This window comes from bacterium (assembly GCA_029210545.1).
Classification (GTDB): Bacteria; BMS3Abin14; BMS3Abin14; order BMS3Abin14; family BMS3Abin14; genus JARGFV01.
This window is the reverse complement of record JARGFV010000057.1, coordinates 1-15,670: the sequence shown is the minus strand read 5'-3', so window position 1 is coordinate 15,670 and position 15,670 is coordinate 1. Positions and strand designations below refer to the sequence as shown.

The 15,670-nt window shown below is 59.0% G+C and carries 13 protein-coding genes; 9 read left to right on the top strand and 4 right to left on the bottom strand.

The features are described from left to right. Positions 1 to 713 precede the first annotated feature (713 nt). From P1S46_07600 to P1S46_07560, 9 genes are all read left to right on the top strand, one after another. Complete coding sequence (locus tag P1S46_07600; GenBank protein MDF1536351.1) at positions 714 to 1,265, top strand: LemA family protein; 552 nt, start codon at positions 714 to 716, stop codon at positions 1,263 to 1,265. After that, a complete protein-coding gene (locus P1S46_07595) occupies positions 1,265 to 3,154 on the top strand; it encodes a DUF2207 domain-containing protein (protein MDF1536350.1) in 1,890 nt (629 codons plus the stop codon). The genes P1S46_07600 and P1S46_07595 overlap by 1 nt, the downstream gene beginning before the upstream one ends. Positions 3,155 to 3,329: 175 nt before the next feature. Then, on the top strand, positions 3,330 to 3,695 hold the full coding sequence (locus tag P1S46_07590; GenBank protein ID MDF1536349.1) for a DUF1499 domain-containing protein: 366 nt from the start codon (positions 3,330 to 3,332) through the stop codon (positions 3,693 to 3,695). A 273-nt stretch (positions 3,696 to 3,968) separates the two neighbouring features. Further along, complete coding sequence (locus P1S46_07585; GenBank protein ID MDF1536348.1) at positions 3,969 to 5,009, top strand: energy-coupling factor ABC transporter permease; 1,041 nt, start codon at positions 3,969 to 3,971, stop codon at positions 5,007 to 5,009. A gap of 280 nt (positions 5,010 to 5,289) precedes the next feature. Continuing rightward, positions 5,290 to 6,102 carry a cobalt ECF transporter T component CbiQ gene (gene cbiQ, locus P1S46_07580; protein ID MDF1536347.1) on the top strand — a complete coding sequence of 271 codons (813 nt, stop codon included), beginning with the start codon at positions 5,290 to 5,292 and terminating at the stop codon, positions 6,100 to 6,102. After that, the gene (locus P1S46_07575; protein MDF1536346.1) at positions 6,099 to 6,869 is read left to right on the top strand and encodes an ABC transporter ATP-binding protein; all 771 of its coding nucleotides are present in this window, start codon (positions 6,099 to 6,101) and stop codon (positions 6,867 to 6,869) included. The genes cbiQ and P1S46_07575 overlap by 4 nt, the downstream gene beginning before the upstream one ends. Before the next feature lie 337 nt (positions 6,870 to 7,206). Beyond that, on the top strand, positions 7,207 to 8,178 hold the full coding sequence (locus P1S46_07570) for an ABC transporter ATP-binding protein (protein ID MDF1536345.1): 972 nt from the start codon (positions 7,207 to 7,209) through the stop codon (positions 8,176 to 8,178). Next, positions 8,175 to 8,903, top strand: a complete 729-nt coding sequence (locus P1S46_07565; protein ID MDF1536344.1) for an ABC transporter permease — start codon at positions 8,175 to 8,177, stop codon at positions 8,901 to 8,903. The genes P1S46_07570 and P1S46_07565 overlap by 4 nt, the downstream gene beginning before the upstream one ends. A 15-nt stretch (positions 8,904 to 8,918) precedes the next feature. Further along, positions 8,919 to 10,802: a Gldg family protein gene (locus P1S46_07560; GenBank protein ID MDF1536343.1), complete on the top strand. Its 1,884-nt coding sequence runs from the start codon at positions 8,919 to 8,921 to the stop codon at positions 10,800 to 10,802. Here P1S46_07560 and P1S46_07555 read toward each other — a convergent pair. From P1S46_07555 to P1S46_07540, 4 genes are all read right to left on the bottom strand, one after another. Further along, a complete protein-coding gene (locus tag P1S46_07555) occupies positions 10,795 to 11,256 on the bottom strand; it encodes a CBS domain-containing protein (GenBank protein ID MDF1536342.1) in 462 nt (153 codons plus the stop codon). The genes P1S46_07560 and P1S46_07555 overlap by 8 nt on opposite strands. Before the next feature lie 228 nt (positions 11,257 to 11,484). Further along, positions 11,485 to 12,717 (bottom strand): cation:proton antiporter, encoded by a 1,233-nt coding sequence (locus tag P1S46_07550; protein MDF1536341.1) that lies wholly within the window; start codon positions 12,715 to 12,717, stop codon positions 11,485 to 11,487. Between the two features lie 480 nt (positions 12,718 to 13,197). Next, complete coding sequence (locus tag P1S46_07545; protein ID MDF1536340.1) at positions 13,198 to 13,551, bottom strand: response regulator; 354 nt, start codon at positions 13,549 to 13,551, stop codon at positions 13,198 to 13,200. Between the two features lie 225 nt (positions 13,552 to 13,776). Then, entirely contained in the window at positions 13,777 to 15,603 is a 1,827-nt protein-coding gene (locus P1S46_07540; protein MDF1536339.1) for an ATP-binding protein, read from the bottom strand. Positions 15,604 to 15,670 lie beyond the last annotated feature (67 nt).

Sequence of the window (15,670 nt, the reverse complement as noted above, 5' to 3'; positions counted from 1 at the left end):
CAAAGTGGTTAATCACGCGGCACGCGTGACTCTACCAACTGAGCTACCGGGGAATACGGGTACTGCGTTCCTTCAACTTTTGCCGATAGCGACAAAGTGGTTAATCACGCGGCACGCGTGACTCTACCAACTGAGCTACCGGGGAATACGGGTACTGCGTTCCTTCAACTTTTGCCGATAGCGACAAAGTGGTTAATCACGCGGCACGCGTGACTCTACCAACTGAGCTACCGGGGAATACTGATGTTACCTTACTTCTATTTCAACCGATACGACAAAGTGGTTAATCACGCCAGCGGCGTGACTCTACCGACTGAGCTACCGGGGAATACTGATCCACCTTTACTTCTATATTCAACCGATAGCGACAAAGTGGTTAATCACGCGGAACGCGTGACTCTATCCCGCTAAAGCGGGATCCCGCCACAGGCGGGACCGGGGAATAGAAGACGGATTTATATAGCAAAAGCGCCATAGGGTGTCAATTGTCGAACCGTTTCGGTTGATTATTACCGGCCGGCCCAGTTACTATCCTGCCAGGATCGTCAATAGTCCGGGCGGGACTTTTGGCTCAACGGAAGAGGAAAAGCGTCATTGTCGCTCTCCTCACAGATCAGTGACCTGCAATGCCGGGCCATTGATCCGGGCACTCCGACCGGGGGCGCCCGGATACTGCCAGAGTGTAACAGGTTTTCCAGGGAAAGGAGCGGGCCATGGTCGGTCTGATCATTCTTGGTGTCATCGTTCTTGCCGTCCTGTGGGCGGTGGCTGTCTTCAACAGGCTGGTGAGAAACAAGAACCTCGTACTGGAAGGGTGGAGCGGCATCGACGTCCAGCTCAAGCGCCGCTACGATCTCATCCCCAACCTTGTAGAGACGATCAAGGGGTACACCAGTCACGAGGAGGGGGTCCTGACCAGGGTCGTGGAGCTTAGAAACGCGGCCGGTAAGGCACAGACAGCCGCCGAGAAGGCTCCCATCGAAACGGCCCTCACCGGGATGCTGCGGCAGGTCTTTGCCCTTGCTGAGGCATACCCGGACTTGAAGGCCAACCAGAACTTCCTGGATCTTCAGGGACAGCTCGCCGAGATCGAGGAGCAGATCCAGTTCTCGAGGCGCTACTACAACGGAGCGGCCAGGGACATGAACATCCTGGTCCAGTCGTTCCCGTCCAACCTCATCGCCAACGCCTTCAGGTTCCCTCCCGCCGAGTATTTCGAGATCGAGCTTGCCACCGAGCGGGAGGCGCCGAAGGTCCAGTTCTGATGGCCGCCCGACGCTCTGTAACGACCCTCGCCCTACTGGCTGGCCTTGTCCTTCTCTTCCCGGGAACAAGCGCCGCCGTCGAAGAGATCCTCGACTGGCACAGTGATATCGAGGTTGCCTCGGACGGTTCCATGACGGTGACCGAAACGATCAAGGTCCGCGCCGAAGGGGACCAGATCAAGCGAGGGATCTACAGGGACTTTCCCATCACCTACCGTGACAGGGCCGGCAACCGGGTCACCATCGGGTTCGACCTCCTCTCCGTAGAGCGGGACGGACACCCCGAACCGTATCACACGGAAAGCCTCAGCAACGGGGTGCGGGTCTACCTTGGTCAGAAGTCGGTTTTCCTGAAACCCGCTGAATACACCTACACCATCTCCTACCGCACAGACCGGCAGTTGGGGTTTTTCGAAAGTCACGACGAGCTTTACTGGAACGTGACCGGCAACGGCTGGGATTTTGTTATCCGCGAGGCAACAGCCACGGTAACACTTCCGGAGCCTGTTTCCTCAGATGTTCTGAGGATGGAAGGGTACGTCGGTCCCCAGGGAAGTCGGGATAGGAATGTCACCTGGGAGGCCGCCGGCCCGGGCAAGGCGCGTTTTACCGGCGGACGGCCCCTGAACTCCCGGGAGGGGCTGACCATCGTCCTCGGGTGGCCCAAGGGAGTTATCGCTGAGCCCGACAGGACAGAAAAGACCCGGCAGTTCCTGGGTGACAACGGACACCTGGTTTCCAGCGTGGCGGGTCTTGTCCTACTCATCCTTTACTATGTCATCGTCTGGATAAAGGTGGGGAAGGACCCGGAAAAGGGTACAGTCATCCCCCAATTCACGCCACCGGGGGATATGTCCCCCGCAGCCATGCGTTACATCATGGAAATGGGGTTCGACGATCGCACTCTTGCGAGTGCGATCATTAATTTAGCGGTTAAAGGTTACATTACCATCCACGATGACACAAAGGCGCTGGGGCTGATCAGGACCTACACCCTGAAAAGGACGAGTAAAGAGCCAAAGGCCGCCCTGTCGAAGGGAGAGCAGAAGATCGCCAGAAAGCTGTTCCCGGGAAACAGCATGACCCTCAAGCTGGAGCAGAAGAACCACCAGAAGATCTCAGGCGCCGTCGAAGCCCTCAAGGAGATGCTGGAAGGCGAGTACCGGAAGGCCCATTTTGCAAATAACGCGGGTTACATGGTGCCCGGAGTCCTCATCACCCTGGCGGCCCTTTTCCTGTCCGGTTTTACGGGGAGAATGAGGCCGGGTGGACCGCCCACCCTCTTTATCGTCCTGTGGCTTATGCCCTGGTCCATAGCCACCTTTGCCCTGTGGAAAACCAGGAAGTATTTCATGGCCGCCATCTTCACCTTCTTCCTGGTCATGGCCACGAGTGCTTTTGGCGCTTCAACATCCTTTGTGTTCATCGCCACGATCTTCTTATATGTCGCGGTGAATATCGTCTTCTACCTTCTTCTCAAGGCGCCCACAAGCCTGGGCCGACGGGTCATGGACAAGGTGGAAGGTTTTAAAATGTATCTTTCCACAGCCGAAGAACACCGCCTGGAAAAACTCCACCCTCCAGACAAGACCCCGGAGCTGTTCGAGAAGTACCTGCCCTACGCCCTTGCCCTGGAGGTGGACCAGCAGTGGTCGGAGAAGTTCGCCGGTGTTCTTTACAGGGCCGCGGCCCACGAGGATTATTCCCCAAGCTGGTATCATGGACGCCACTGGGACGGAATGAACACGGGGCAGTTCAGCTCAAACCTGGCGTCCTCCTTCTCCTCGGCCATCTCATCATCCGCGCAGGCTCCAGGCTCCTCTTCCGGGTTTGGAGGCGGGGGCAGCTCCGGCGGCGGCGGAGGGGGTGGAGGGGGAGGAGGCTGGTAGGCCGCGCGTTGCGCGGCTCGGCAGCGCGAAGTACAAAGTGCGAAGTGCGAAGATGATCGGCAGAACTCCTTTGTGCTCTGGTTCTGTGATTTTCTCCATGTTCCGGCGCCAGTTGCCCGTTTTCCTGCTGATCTTTTTCATGCCAGGATGGTGTGGATACGGAATTGGAGATTCCATGATAACCGAAAAGAGTCTATTGCCTCCATGCCCCGGCACTCCCAACTGTGTGTCCAGCCAGTCCACCGACGTGGCGAAACGGGTGGATCCCCTCCCTGTCGTTGATGGGCCTGCCATGTCCATGGAGCGGCTGACCAGGGTCGTATCATCCATACCTCGAACGACCATCGTTTCTGACTCCGGGACAATGCTCCAGGTCGAGTTCCGATCCTTCCTGGGTTTCGTCGACGATGTCCTGTTTGTTCTCTCTGATAATGAGGGGGTCATCCACGTGCGCTCAGCGTCGAGGACGGGCAAGTGGGATCTCGGGGTAAACCGCAGGCGAGTGAACCGAATTCGAAAACTATATCTGGTAGCGGAGTAGGTTCAGAAGATTGATGGAGTGCCCTGCAATTTCCTTCTATCCTCGTTCTTGGGTGAGTTTCGGAAGGGGAACGACAGTCCCGTAGTCGGGTAACGTGTTCCGGAGGGGGAACCATACCCGAAATCCGCCGGAAATGTCCTTTGGTTTGGGCTTCGGGGTCGGCCCAAACCAATTGCGGATTTCGGGTGTGTAACCTCCGTTGACATTCTGATGTATATAGTGTTACGAAAATTATAATTCGTAACACGAATACTGTCCTTCCGGAGGTTCATCATGCACATGGCTGACGCACTCCTTTCACCCGCGGTGGGCGGGACAGCGTGGGCTGCCACGGCCGGCCTCATCGGTTACTCTTCCCGAAAGCTCCGTGACGGGATGGACGACAGGAGGATCCCCCTAATGGGTGTCCTCGGAGCGTTCATCTTCGCCGCCCAGATGATCAATTTCACCATCCCGGCCACCGGGTCAAGCGGACACCTCGGCGGCGGGCTGATCCTGGCCATCCTCCTGGGACCGCAAGCCGCCTTCCTCACCCTGGCGTCGGTCCTCACTGTCCAGGCCATGTTCTTTGCGGACGGCGGTCTCCTCGCCCTTGGCTGCAACATCTTCAACCTGGGGTTTTTCCCCTGCTTTGTCGCCTACCCCTTTATCTACCGCAAGATCGCGGGCGGCCATAAGAGCAGGTGGCGAATCGTTGCCGCTTCTGGGATCGCCGCCCTCATCGGGCTGCAGCTGGGCTCAGCTGCCGTGGTTGTGGAAACCACCATGTCCGGTGTTACAGAGCTTCCCTTCTGGACATTTCTCCTGGTTATGCAGCCTGTCCACCTTGCCATCGGCCTTGTAGAGGGGGCGGTGACGGCCGCGGTGGTCCTTTTCGTCCTCAGGGCCCGCCCGGAGATCCTCGAAGCGGCGCAGGGCGCCGAAGGGTCCGGACCTGTTCCACTCCGCGGTCTGGCCGCGGCTCTCCTGGCGGCGGCCATTGCCATGGGAGCCGGCCTGAGCTGGTTCGCTTCCAGTAACCCGGACGGACTCGAATGGTCCATTGCCCATACAATCGGATCCGACACGCTTGAAGGGGCCGACGAAGGGATGCACCGCTCCCTGGGGAATCTCCAGGACCGGACAGCTATCCTCCCGGATTACGGTTTCAGGGAAGGAACCGGGGAGAGGGAGCCTGGATCCGCGGGGCGGACTGACCGTGTTCCCGGCGCCGCCGTCGGCACCTCCGTCTCGGGACTCCTCGGGGGCATGCTGACACTTCTCCTCGCCGGAGCGGCAGGTGTGCTGTTGCGCTGGCGAAGAGTCCGGACCTGAGCATAACGAAGTTGAAAACGGCCTACCACTTGGCAGCAACTGGTTCATGTAAAAGCGATAGAAGCTATAACGCAGAAGAGTTGCGCAGAGGCGGCTCACTGGGAGGCCGCGCGATTCGCAGGGTTACGCAGTTAAACGTAATACAGGAATCCAATCCTGATTCAGGGTTTTTACAGCGGTACTCTGCGACGGCGCCCACAGAGGGCGCTTCCTGCGGCCCTCTGTGTTATTGCTTTTAACCATCTGGAATCTGGAATCTGAAATTTGGAATTGATCTAACATGGGCAGAATAGAGAACCATTTCTACGACATCGGCCTGCTGGACACCCTGGCCGCCCAGGACACGGCGATCCACCGTATCGATCCCAGGGCCAAGCTGATCACAACCCTCGTGTTTATCGCCACCGTCGTTTCCTTCGGCAAGTATGAGATATCGGCTCTCCTTCCCTTTGCATTCTATCCGGTCTATCTCCTCGCGGCGGGAAACCTTCCCCCGGGCTATATCATCAAAAAGATAATCCTGGTCTCGCCCTTCGCTGTCATGGTGGGTATCTTCAACCCGCTGCTGGACCAGGAAACGCTCCTCAGCATAGGGGGCCTGTCCGTTTCGGGGGGGTGGGTCTCCTTCACCTCCATCCTCCTGAGGTTCACCCTCACGGTGGGTGCGGCCATGACCTTCGTGGCTGTTACCGGGTTTAATTCCGCCTGCATGGCGTTGGAAAGGCTTGGAACGCCCAGGTTCTTCGCCATCCAGCTTCTCTTCCTGTACCGATACCTTTTCGTCCTCGTGGAAGAGGCCGTGAGGATGGTCAGGGCGCGCTCCCTGCGTGTCTTTGAAGGAAAGGGGATGGGCCTTTCCGCCTACAGCTCCCTGCTCGGGCACCTCCTGCTGCGGACCCTCGACCGTGCCCAGAGGATCCACTCGGCCATGTGGTGCCGGGGGTTCGATGGGACGATCCGGATCATGAAGCCTCTGTCCATGGGCCGGAGGGAGTTCGTCTTCATCTTCGGATGGGTAGCCCTGTTCGTCGTGTTCAGGTTTGTCAACCTTCCCCTCCTCCTGGAGGGCCTCATCGTGGAGTTCGTGGGATGAGTCACCATATCGTTGAAGCGCGGGACCTGCATTTTTCCTACCCCGACGGTACCGAGGTTCTGCGCGGCATCTCCTTCCGCATCACCCACGGTGAATCGGTGGCCATCGTGGGCGCCAACGGGGCCGGCAAGTCCACGCTCCTGCTGCAGCTTAACGGTTACCTTTCAGCTACCAGCGGTGTCCTGCGCATCGGTGACAGCCCCCTGGTGCGGGAGAACCTGAAGATCGTGCGCAGGGCAGTGGGGATGGTGTTCCAGGACCCCGACGACCAGCTGTTCATGCCCACCGTCTTCGACGACGTGGCCTTCGGTCCGCTGAACATGGGGCTTCCAGAGCCCGAGGTCAAAGAACGCGTCAGGGAGGCCCTCGATACGGTGGGAGCGCTGCACCTTGCGGAGCGGCCGCCTTACAGGCTCTCGGGCGGTGAGAAAAGGGCTGTGGCCATCGCCACGGTGCTTTCCATGTCGCCGGACATCCTGGTCATGGATGAACCGACCTCCAATCTGGATCCCCGGGCGAGGCGCCTGCTCATCGAACTCCTGAAAAGTTTCATGCACACGAAGATCATCGCCACCCACGACCTGGACATGGTCATGGACCTGTGTGAGCGGACCCTGGTGATCAGGGAGGGGCTCGTCATCGCCGACGGCCCAACAGGGGAGATCATGGCTGATGAAGAGCTGCTGGCCTCCAGTAACCTGGAAAGGCCGCTGGGGCTGAGACCGTGCCCGGTGTGTCGGGGCGGTGCCAGGCCGCCGTTTCCCTGAAGGGATTTCAACCTGCGGTTACCCATCTCCTAGGAGCCTGTCGGAGAACCCCATGCAGGCTCCTGGATATAGTTTTTCGGAAGTAGCATTTAGACCGAAAAGAACAAATATATGGCACATTTGGTAATTCACTGGAGTTATTCACCGGTTTAATGCTCCTGTTTTCAAAAAAAGACCCAAAAAAGGGCTTTCCGAAAAACTTACAGCAGCGTGTCAAGAGGTTTTCCGACACGCTGCTAGAGGTTGACAATACCTTGATCCGGGTTTATTTTTCTTGTCGGAAATTTCCGGAATACCTGTACTCAAATTCATGAATTATTGCCAAAGGAGGTGCGCCATGGCTTCCATCATTCGCGCTGAAAATCTGCGCAAGGTTTTCGGCCCCATTACCGCGGTGGAGGATATCTCCCTGGATGTTGATATAGGAGAGGTCCTGGGCTTCCTTGGCCCCAACGGGGCCGGGAAGACGACCACAATGAGGATGCTCACGGGATATCTGCGGCCGACAAGAGGCTCCGTTTCCATCTGTGGTATCGATATGCTGAGTTCCCCTGTCCAGGCCAAGAGACACATCGGGTATCTGCCCGAAGGAGCGCCACTGTACCCGGAAATGACTCCAGCGGATCTGCTGGCCTTTGTTGGAGCCTGCCGCGGGCTCTCGGGGGCCGCCCTGTCCGATCGCATGGCCCAGGTGTCGGATATGGTCAACCTCGGCGAAGTCTGGACCCAGCCTGTGGAAACCCTGTCCAAAGGTTACAAGAGGCGTCTCGGTCTTGCACAGGCGATCCTCCACGACCCGGACATCCTCATCCTCGACGAACCGACCGACGGCCTGGACCCGAACCAGAAACGTGAAGTCCGGGACCTGATCCGTACCATGGCCAGGGAAAAGGCCATTGTCGTTTCGACCCATATCCTTGAAGAGGTCAACGCTGTCTGCTCAAGGGCTCTCATTATCGGCAAGGGACGGATCGTTGCCGACGGAACGCCTGGAGAACTGGCGGCCATGTCCAGGTACCACAACGCTGTGACCATCCGCCTTGCATCCGGTGAAACAGACGCGCTGGCTTTAAAACTCGATTCTCTTGATACGGTATCGGGGGTCGAGAAGACGGCGGGCCACGGACAGGGCCAGATCACGGCTTTCCCGGCAGCAGGGAGGCCCATCATCCAGGAGGTGGCCGATCTCCTGAGAGAAAAGCACTTCGAGGTTTTTGAGCTGCGCCAGGAGACAGGGAGGCTTGACGAAGTATTCCGGGACGTGACAGCCGATCCCGGAGGCGAAAGTGTCAAAGGAGGTGCGGCGTGAACGTTCTTCCAATTTACCGAAGGGAGATGAAAAGCTACTTTTCGACGCCTCTGGCCGCCATCTTCATCGTTATTTTTCTCATGCTCACGGGGATCTTTACTTTCTACGTGGGCGGGTTTTTCACCCGCGGCCAGTCCGACCTGGCGTCTTTTTTCACCTGGCACCCGTGGCTTTACATGATCCTGGCTCCCGCTCTTGGCATGAGGTTGTGGGCCGAAGAGCGGAAGACCGGAACTTTCGAACTGCTTCTGACGCTGCCGGTCTCCATGGTTGACGCCGTGCTGGGCAAATTCCTGGCAGCCTGGACCATGATAGCCGTTTCCCTCGCCCTCACTTTCCCCATGTGGATCACCGTCAATTTCCTTGGTGACCCCGACAACGGTGTCATCCTTGCCGGCTATCTCGGGAGCCTCCTCGTGTCAGGCGCCTACCTCGCTGTCTCAGCCGCCGTGTCGGCCACGACCAGGAACCAGGTGATCGCCTTCGTGATGTCCGTGGTCCTGTGTTTTGCGTTCCTGCTTCTTGGTTTTCCCCTCATCCTGGACCTGTTCCGGCCGTGGATGCCGGAACCCGTCCTCACCTTCATGGCGTCCCTGGGGTTCCTCAGCCATTTCGAATCCATTCTCAGGGGGATCCTGGACCTCAGAGACATCCTCTATTTCGCAACCTTCATCGCCCTCTGGCTCTATGTCGGGGCCTGGGCCGTGGATCAGCATCGAAGCTGAAAAGGAGTGGTTGCCATGAGTAAAAGAAATGTTTTTGCCCCGGCACTCCTTGCTGTCGCCGTTGCCCTTTTTGTAGTCGTCAACCTCGTTGCCTCACCTGTTCTCAGGGCAGCCCGTGTCGATCTGACGGAGGGAAAACTTCACACTCTTTCCCATGGAACCGTCAACATCATCAAGGGGCTGGAACTGCCGATGGATCTGACCCTTTACTGGTCCAGGAGCCAGACGCGGGACCTGCCGGGTATCGACCTCTTCGGGAGCCGGGTGAAAGAGCTTCTGGAGGAGTACGAGACGCGAAGCAAGGGAAATATCCGTGTGGCAGTCGTCGACCCGGAACCTTTTTCTGAAAAGGAGGATGAGGCGGTCAGCCTGGGCCTCACCGGGGCTCCGGTGCGAGGAAGCCGCGCAACGGTATACCTTGGCCTTGCGGGCAAACACGCCGACGGCCGCACGATGGTCATCCCCTTCCTCCAGCCGGACAGGGAACAGTTCCTGGAGTACGATATCAGCCAGATGATCAATTCCCTTTCCCATCCCGGCAAGGTGGGTGTCGGCCTTTTGAGCGCCTTTCCCTTGACGGGCGGCCCTTCACCGCAAAACCCTTTCCAGTCGGAGCCGCCGTGGATGATCACCGACCAGCTGCATAAACAGTTCGATCTCAAGGTTATCGATGAGGGCGACAGCATCCCCGAAGGGATCGACGTCCTCATGGTGGTGCGTCCCCGCGACCTGGGTCCGGAAGCCCTTTACCAGGTGGATCAGTATGTCCTGGGCGGCGGCAGGGCCCTCGTTTTCACGGATCCCGTCAGCGAGTTCAGCGGACCCCAGGGGTTCAGCAGGGCCGGTACAGGGGAAAACGGCGCGGTATCCCTCCTTGCTGCCTGGGGTGTGAAAATGGAGGAGGGGCAGGTGGTGGGCGACCTGGAGGTCTCCCAACGCGTCAGCTATCGGGGACGGTCCCGCACCGAGACCGCGAATTACCTGCCTTGGCTCAGCCTTCGCGGAGATCACATCAACCACGAGGAACTGTTTGCCTCCGGCCTGGAAACGATCAACCTCGCCAGTGCGGGTTCCCTGACAAAGGCGGAGGGAGCCGTCACCAGTTTCGTGCCGATCCTGACCTCCTCGTCACGTTCCATGCTCATCGACGGGCAGAAGATCGCATTCATGCCCGACCCGGGCAGGCTGTTGTCCGAATTTTCTCCCGGCGGGAAGAGCTACACCATGGCGGCCCGCATCATCGGGCCGGCTGGATCGGCCTTCCCGGACGGCCCTCCCCCTTCCGCGAAAGACAGCGACGGTGAGGTAAAACCGGACCACGTCCACCTGGAGAAGTCCGGGGGTGACATCAACGTTATCGTGGTTGCCGACACCGACCTTCTGCAGGATCAGTTCTGGGTGCAAGTGCAGAATTTCTTCGGGCAGCGCATCGCTCTGCCATATGCTGACAACGCAGACCTGGTCATGAACGCTCTCGATCAGTTGGGAGGGAGCCCGGACCTCATCGGCTTGAGGGGACGCTCCACCGTGGTAAGGCCGTTCACGCTGCTCGACCAGGTGGCTCAGGAGGCGGAGCTTGCCTACAGAACGAAGGAAAAGCAGCTCCTCGACCGTCTTGACGAGGCAGAGGAGAAACTCAATGAACTCCAGTCCAGGAGGGAAGACCCCGAATCACCGGAACTGACTCCCGAACAGGAGAAAGAGCTGGAAAATATCCGGCAGGAAAAGGTGAAGGTCAGGAAGGAACTTCGAAGCGTACAGTACGAACTCGACAAGGACATCGAGAGGCTTGAGGCGATCATCAAGTTCGCCAATATCGGCTTAATGCCCCTGTTGGTGATCCTGACAGCTGCCGGAGGGACGGTGCTTGGAAAGAGAAGGAGGAGAAAGGTCAGCTGAGAGCCCTCAGCAGGTCGATCATGGTCAGGTCGCTGATCACTTTTCCTTCATCATCCAGCACCGGAACCTCCTCCAGGTTCCGGTCCACCATGCGGTCGAGAAGATCGTCCAGGTTATCGTCCATCCCCGCTGCCAGGGTGCCCGTTTCCATGAGGTCCGCGGCGGTTTCGCAGGTGATGAGATCCAGGACGTGGCGCGGGGCCATGTTCGCTCCCTGGCTGTGAGCGAAGGTGTACATGACAAGACGGGCCAGGGTGATGTTCCCCAGGAGGCGTCCAGTCTCATCCACCACGTAAAGCTGCCGGCTATGGCGGTACCACTCGATGGCTTCGGCCATCTTCACGATAGGAGTTGACGCCCGGGCGACCGGGACCTCGCGCCGGCTGTGTTTCGCTGCCACGTCCCGGACCAGCCTGATCTCTGCGGACCTTTCCTTTTTCCTGTCAGCACACATCATTCTTCTCCTGACACAAAAAGCCGTCAACGCGCCCCGTGTGGGCTTAAATAATCCGCCGCCCTTACTCTTCTTACCCCTCGCCCCGGACCTCTCTCCCTCGACAGGCTCGGGATGGTGAGCTTGGCGAACCGCCACGGTGGGGAGAGGGGGTATGAGGTGAAAAACAACTATTTCAGCCCGTCCACCACCATGCAAAATGGAGCGAAGAAACTTTTTGCGACCCTGTCATAGTCCAACCTCTCCGGCCTTTGTCAGAGCGAACCTGACAAGGACGGGAGAGACAAGTTCATTAACGATGACCGAAGCGAGCACAGCGTTGACCATGACCCCGGCCACTTGAGGATCCGGAATGAACTCCTTGGCGGCCAGTACGAGGCCGATGGACACCCCGGCCTGGGGCAGCAGCCCCATGGGCAGGTAGCGGCGGAGTTCGAGGGAGGCCCCGGAGGCAACCGCGCCGAGGAACCCGCCGGAGTATTTCCCGAAGGCTCTCATGGTGGTGATGATCGCCGCCAGCCCCCCTGCCGTTGTGATGGCCGATATGTCCAGATGGGCGCCCGCGACGACGAAGAACATGGCCATGACAGGTTCTTCGACCCGTTCCACGGCCTCGAACCACTGTTCAGGGTGGTTCATGATGTTGGCCATGACAAAGCCCAGCATCATGCACGTCAGCAGGGGGGAAGCGTGGAAGGTCAGGGCGAGGCCGCTGGCGGTAAAGATGGCGCCCAGTGAGATCCCCAGGAGCGACATCTTCCTGCGGACCGTGGGGATGACCAGTTTGAAGAACAGCCCCATCGTGCCGCCGATGGCCAGGGAAAGACCGATCTCCCGTCCCGGTTCGAGGAAAACGTATCGGACCCACGACGCGTCCCCTCCTCCCAGGCTTCCGGCTATCCCGCTCGCCACACTGAACAGAACCAGGGCGACTCCATCGTCGAGGGTGACCACCCCGAGGATGGTGGTGGTCATGGGACCTTTGGCCTTGTACTCGTGAATGACCCCGAGAACAGCCGCCGGAGCGGTGGCAACGCACATGGCGCCAAGGAGAAGCGCCACCGAGGCGTTTGTGGCCGGGGACCCGAGCTCCCGGCTATGGAACAGAGGGTAAAGAAACGCCGCCGCCAGGGAGACCAGGACAAAAGCGGAAAGGGACTCAAACATGGTGATGACAAGGATCTGACGTCCGAGTTTCCTGATCCTGTCCAGTTCGAGGGCACCGCCGATGGTAAAAGCGATAATACCGAGTGCAATATCGGTAACGAGGGCCAGACCGTGGTCCAGGAAGTTTCGATCGAGGATCCCGGTCAAGGACGGGCTGAGGGCCATGCCCACGAGGATGTATCCGGTGAGGCGCGGAAGGTTTATGGCCCGGGCCATCCGGCCGCCTGCGTATCCCGCAAGCAGCAGGATCCCGAGGTATAACAGTGGATGGACGTTTGATGGATCCGATGTCATGCCCATTGCCCCTGTGGAAGGGTGATTGCCTAAAAATAGCACATCAGGAGTCCATGATGAAATTGAAGTGGGGTAAATTGGTACTCAGGGAAACCCCACGCCTTTGCCGGGGGTACGCGAGCCAGAGTCCAACATTCTTTCCTTGTACCTCGCTCTGAATCCACGAAGTTCCGGACCAGGCTGCCCCTTTCGGGGAGGTTCACTCCATTCTCCGGCCCGGCGGCCACCTGTTTATGGCTGAGCCGGGGATCCATGTCACGGGGGAGGAACTGGAGAAAAGTGTTCAGATTGCCCGGAGGGCCGGGTTTACGGAAGTGGAACGGCCCCGGGTTATGATCAGTCGGGCCGTCGTGCTGAGAAAATGATCCAGGGATTCAGGAGCCTGTCATTGAACTTCTGACAGACTCCTGAATATTCACAGACCTCTCGGCTGCACCGACCAGGGGCTCGCCCAAACCGATCACGGATTCCGGGTGAGCGTCAGGCTGCCGCGGCAAATCCCTCGATATCCGCGACGTTAAACGGCTTCATGAGGAAGCCATCCACCCCGAGTTCATTGAACTCGTCTCCCACCATGTCACTTTCGGCTGCGGTGATGATGACGACCCTCGATCTCAGACTCATCTGACGGATCTCCCGGAGCAGCTGCAGACCATGGTACCCGGGCATGAAACAGTCCAGAAAGATGAGGGAAGGTTCCATATGGTACAGCACATTGAGGGCCTGATACGCGTCGGTGGCGGTGATAACCGCGTAATCATCGGAAAGAAGGGTCTCCAGTGCGCGTACCAGCGCCTCGTTGTCATCGACGATGAGAATGATCTTCTTTTTCATTAGCATGTTTCCTCCGTAAGTTCAGGCGTAAGTTCAGGGATTGCCGGTTCAGTGCAAGGGTGCCATCGCACCTTATGTCAAGGACTAGCAAGAATCGAACCAAGAATGTCAAATCGGGCAATGGCGGATTCAGGGCGGTTTGAAGCACGCGGGCCTGACTGCCATGACAGGGCATGCATCCGATTATGTGCAGAAAGTGCCGATATGTGCGGTGGTTCACCCGGCTCAATGGCCCTCCGGAGCCGGCAGGCTGATCGTAAAGGTCGTGCCGGTGGCTCTTTCACTGACAACCCTTACAGCGCCACCCTGGTCCTCGATCACCTTGTTGGTCACCGCCAGCCCCAGCCCTGTTCCTTTTTCCTTGCTGGTGAAGAAGGGGTTGAAGATGTCGTCCACCTGGTCGGATGGGATTCCTGGCCCCGTGTCGGTGACCGATATGTCAACGGCCCCCGTGTGGTCTGGGAGAGTTGCCTGCCTGGCCTCAATAGTAAGTACCCCGCCTCCCGGCATGGCCTGGATGGCGTTGAGGACGATGTTGTGAACGGCCCTGACAAGGTAGGACTCGTCCGCGAGAACCTTCAGGCCGCTTTCCCGCCCGGCGTACCTGATCGTGACGCCCCTCTTTTCGGCCTCGGGTTCCAGGGTTCCAAGGACGTGATCTATGGCGCTGAACGCGTCTATCGTATGGATCCGCAGGCGGGGTTTGCGCACCAGGTCCAGCAGGTCTTCAAGGAGTCCGTTCACGCGATCGAGCTCCTTCGGTACGATGCGGTTGAACTTATCCCTGAACTCGTCCTTGCTGTATTTGTCCGGGAGCATCTGCACAAAAGCCCTTACTGCCGTGAGGGGATTTTTTATCTCGTGGGCAAGGCCGGCCGCCAGTGTGCCCATGGCGGCGAGTCGATCGGCCCGCCGCACCCTTTCTTCCAGGTGCTTTCTTTCGGTCAGGTCCTCGAAGAGGACCAGGAGGCCCATGTGCGGTCCCTTCTCTTCGGCCACGGGCGCCGTGGTAATCTCCAGGATACGTTCGGTGTCGTGGATGGTCATGCGCAGTTCACGGCCTGAACCGGTACCGTGCCCCCTGAGCCCCTCCTGGGACAGCCGGGCGATCCCGCTCTCTTTGCCCCACACATCATCGGGGCTGCGTCCGTTGGCCTCCTCAGAATCCATGGCCAATATCTTTTCGGCCTCACGGTTGAAGGTCACGATCCGGCCCTGTTCGTCCAGGATCATCAGGCCGTTGGTGATGGAAAGGATGACGAGGTCGCTGAAATACTTGAGTTCCTGGATCTGGTTGAGGTTGGCTTCCAGGGCCTGCCACTGCTCCCTGATCCGCTCGGCCATCCCCTTGAAGTTGACCGCCAGCTCCTCTATTTCGTCACCGGTGTGGATATCGAGATCGACGTCGTGTCTGCCCTCGGAAACCTCCATGGTCGCTTTGACCAGATCCTTCAGGGGTACGGTGATCCTTTTCGTGAAAAGGGCGGCCAGGATCCATCCCAGGAGGGTCCCTGCCAGCCCCAGAACGAAAATGGCCAGTTTCGTGCGGTTGATCTGCCTGTAGATCCGGTCCAGCCGCATCCCGAGACGGACCGCCCCCCATCGTTCACCGCTGCCGGGCATGGTGACCGGTACAATGATATCCATCCCCCTGCCGGGCTCGCCCCAAAGGAGATGGTCTGTGACTTCCGCTCCTCCGGCGCCTGACCCGAACGGGGGCAGGGACGGTACGCTCTGTCCCATGCCGGGCCGGCCCTGGCCCGAGAAGGCCGCGACCTGGCCCTCCTTGTCGTAGAGGATGACATAGGCGATGTCCGGGTCCCGCACCGCTTCGTCGGCCTTCTGCTCGAGGGCCATGAAGTTGTAGCTGAAAAAATCGTTGGAGGCCGTGGCGGCGATGCTCCCGGTCAGAGCCAGGCCGGTGCGCTGAGCCTGGATGAACATCTCCCTCGCCATCTGGCGGGAGACGAACCATCCCACCAGGGCGACGACGAGGACGATGGTGGTGCCGAAAAGCAGGGTCAGCCTTCGCCGGATCGTTGTGCGGGCCATGGCGGGGAAGAAGCGCTAGGGCGCCTGGACCATGGTGATCCTGTGCAAGGGCAGGTAGGGGGCGCCG

Excerpts from the sequence above, each read along its gene's own strand:
- P1S46_07600 (MDF1536351.1), top strand. The coding sequence starts at position 714 with ATGGTCGGTCTGATCATTCTTGGTGTCATCGTTCTTGCCGTCCTGTGG.
- P1S46_07595 (MDF1536350.1), top strand. The coding sequence starts at position 1,265 with ATGGCCGCCCGACGCTCTGTAACGACCCTCGCCCTACTGGCTGGCCTT.
- P1S46_07590 (MDF1536349.1), top strand. The coding sequence starts at position 3,330 with ATGATAACCGAAAAGAGTCTATTGCCTCCATGCCCCGGCACTCCCAAC.
- P1S46_07585 (MDF1536348.1), top strand. The coding sequence starts at position 3,969 with ATGCACATGGCTGACGCACTCCTTTCACCCGCGGTGGGCGGGACAGCG.
- cbiQ (MDF1536347.1), top strand. The coding sequence starts at position 5,290 with ATGGGCAGAATAGAGAACCATTTCTACGACATCGGCCTGCTGGACACC.
- P1S46_07575 (MDF1536346.1), top strand. The coding sequence starts at position 6,099 with ATGAGTCACCATATCGTTGAAGCGCGGGACCTGCATTTTTCCTACCCC.
- P1S46_07570 (MDF1536345.1), top strand. The coding sequence starts at position 7,207 with ATGGCTTCCATCATTCGCGCTGAAAATCTGCGCAAGGTTTTCGGCCCC.
- P1S46_07560 (MDF1536343.1), top strand. The coding sequence starts at position 8,919 with ATGAGTAAAAGAAATGTTTTTGCCCCGGCACTCCTTGCTGTCGCCGTT.
- P1S46_07555 (MDF1536342.1), bottom strand. The coding sequence starts at position 11,256 with ATGTGTGCTGACAGGAAAAAGGAAAGGTCCGCAGAGATCAGGCTGGTC.
- P1S46_07550 (MDF1536341.1), bottom strand. The coding sequence starts at position 12,717 with ATGACATCGGATCCATCAAACGTCCATCCACTGTTATACCTCGGGATC.
- P1S46_07545 (MDF1536340.1), bottom strand. The coding sequence starts at position 13,551 with ATGAAAAAGAAGATCATTCTCATCGTCGATGACAACGAGGCGCTGGTA.
- P1S46_07540 (MDF1536339.1), bottom strand. The coding sequence starts at position 15,603 with ATGGCCCGCACAACGATCCGGCGAAGGCTGACCCTGCTTTTCGGCACC.